The 2842-nt window shown below is 49.9% G+C and carries 2 protein-coding genes; both read right to left on the reverse strand.

Translation table 11 applies throughout. From position 1 onward, the window contains the following. Position 1: 1 nt before the first annotated feature. The gene (iorB, locus tag J7J01_00290) at positions 2-604 is read right to left on the reverse strand and encodes an indolepyruvate ferredoxin oxidoreductase subunit beta (GenBank protein ID MCD6209331.1); all 603 of its coding nucleotides are present in this window, start codon (positions 602-604) and stop codon (positions 2-4) included. A 2-nt stretch (positions 605-606) separates the two neighbouring features. After that, positions 607-2406, reverse strand: coding sequence for an indolepyruvate ferredoxin oxidoreductase subunit alpha (gene iorA / locus J7J01_00295; protein MCD6209332.1), 1800 nt, complete (start codon positions 2404-2406; stop codon positions 607-609). Positions 2407-2842: the final 436 nt, after the last annotated feature.

Below are 2842 nucleotides of genomic sequence, written 5' to 3' on the forward strand. Positions count from 1 at the left end.
TTTAACCTTCGCGCTTCCCGAGTTCAAAGGCGCGTCTGTTGACGTCCAGAAACTTCGCGGGCACGGACTCTGTGAGCGACTCGATGAGCATCTCTTCCCGTAATGGAATATATTTAGAGAGCGCGCCCAACATCACGACATTCATCGTCTGTGGATTGCCCGCTTTGACTGCCAGTTTTGTCGCATCAAAAGTTTTGATGCCCCGGCAAATTCGCTGGAGTGGCGCAAGAATCTCTTCCAACGGTGGATACTTCGATTGACCTGAGGTCACCGTACTTGGGAGGACGGGTTTGGTATTCACAAGTGCGACACCATCTTTAGATAGGTAATGGGCATACCGCAGAGCTTCGGCGGGCTCGAGAGCTACCAAAATGTCTGCTCCTCCGACTGGCACCAGTGGACCGAACATGCATCCTATCCTGAGGTGGTTAATCACACTGCCTCCACGATGCGCCATCCCATGCGTCTCGGCACTCCTTACAGGTAAGCCTGCCTTAAGCGCCGCCTTACCAATTATACTGGAGAGTAGGATTACTCCCTGGCCACCAACACCAACTACAACAATATCACACTCTGATGTCTTTGTCTTGGTTTTCGTCTTCATCTTCATTTGACCACCTCGATGGCATCATTGGGACAGATCTGGGCACATACCCCGCACCCGGTACAGAGCGAGTTGATTCGAGCACTATCCCCTTCGAACTCGATTGCAGGACAGCCAAACTCCACACACTCACGGCAGCCTGTGCAATTCTCGTTAACCATGAATGGCTTTCGCATTATGCCTGCTCGTCTCTCGTTTATCACGCATGCCCGCTTTACTATGACCACAGATAGTCCCTGATAGTCCCTCGCCCTCTTGAAGGTCTCGATTGTCGCTTTAACATTGTAAGGATCTACAATCTCGACAAAGTCTGCACCCAGTGCTCTGGCGAGAGCCTCAAACGATACAGATTTTGTTTTATCACCGCTTGCAGTAACGCCTGTTCCGGGATGAGGCTGATGTCCGGTCATCGCTGTGGTCGAGTTATCCAGTATAGCGACAGTTATCTTAGCCTTATTGTAAACAGCGTTGAGTAATCCGGGTAAACCGGTATGCAGGAAAGTCGAGTCGCCAATACTACAACATATATCCCGCTCCTCGCCACTAAACCGAATTCCGCAGGCGAGGGTTATGCTGGAGCCCATACAGAGGCACGTATCTATGGTTCCCATGTCAACAGCCAGCGTGTAGCACCCAATATCACTGGGAAAGATTGCATCCGTCCCAAATGCTTCCCTCATTGCATAGTATGCTGCTCTATGACCACAGCCGGGACAGAGTGCCGGGGGTCTGGGCGGCAGGATTACAGCGGCTTCTCTCAAAGATTGAGATGGCGGTTCCACTAACGGTAGAGAAGTCATGTCTACGATGGCATTTCTGACAATATGGGGGTCCAGTTCTCCTTCCCGCGGGATGTGACCCGACCTCTTGCCCAGGATCTCAATATCAGGATTGTGCACTCTTGCTACCCTTTCTACATATTCCTCCAGTACGGGTTCCAATTCCTCGATTACCATCACTTTACTGACATGCCTGATGAACTCGGAACACAAACCCTCAGGAGGTGGAAAGGTGCCGATTCGCAGAAAGGAAATATCCGCTTCCAGTTGTTTTATCGCTTCCTCGGCGTAGAGACTCGAAATCCCAGATGCAATGACGCCCAGCTCGCCCCGTCCCTGTAACACAAGCTGGTTCCAGGGCGATTTTTCCAGCGCTGACTTGATTGCATCCTGTTTCTCGAGAAGCACGGAATGGCGTGGTCGGGCATGTGCGGGAAGAGCAACCCATCTGGCTGGATTCTTCAAGAACTGAGGAGTAGCCCGAGTTTCTTTTGGTTGCCCTACTTCCACATCGGCTCTGGCATGAGAGACACGTGTAGTGGATCTGAGAAGGACAGGTAACTCCAGCTCCTCAGAGAGTTCAAAGGCGTAGATGGTCATATCTCTTGCCTCCTGTGGGTCTGCAGGGTCCAGACAGGGGATACAGGCAAACTGGGCATAGCGTCTCGAGTCCTGCTCGTTCTGTGATGAATAGCAGAACGGGTCATCGGAGACGATCACTACAAGTCCGCCCCTCACACCGGTGTATGCCAGCGTCATAAAAGGGTCCGCAGCGACGTTCAAGCCTACATGTTTCATGACAGCAGCAGCTCTCATTCCCGTCCATGACGCCCCGATGGCAACTTCCAAAGCAGCCTTCTCGTTGACCGACCACTCTACATGAAGGTCATACTTCTTAGCGAGAGGCGCCAGAATCTCCACAACCTCGGATGCGGGTGTCCCGGGATAACTGGCAACCACACGGGCACCTGCCTCAAGGATACCTTTTGCAATCGCAGCATTCCCAAGCAAATATTCTCTCATAACAATACCCCTTTGTAAGATATTTAGCATATATATTTAAGAGCGAGTGAAAGAGATATTCCAAGCTAAATTCGCTGATGACTATTCTGGGATGGCTAAATACAACAATTATCAGTATATCGTAACGTGAATTAAAATAGCAGGGCAGAAAGATAAGATATACATGACTATGAGGAGTAAAATGGGAGCGATTTTTGTATACCCTCTCCCTGACACTCTGACAGGAAGAGGGTATTATCGTTAGATGCTTCTATCTCAAGATTCTGGAAAGGAGACATTTATAAAACTATTACTATTGGGATAATAACCTTAAGGAAATAGGATAGAGTGAGAGATGAGCAGAGGCGAGATCGAAGTGGATATACGTATAGATGGTGAGGAGATAGAGGTAAACAGGTTCGTACAGGATATGATAGGGAATGCGATTGCCGGTGCG

This window comes from Methanophagales archaeon (assembly GCA_021159465.1).
Taxonomy (GTDB): domain Archaea; phylum Halobacteriota; class Syntropharchaeia; order Alkanophagales; family Methanospirareceae; genus G60ANME1.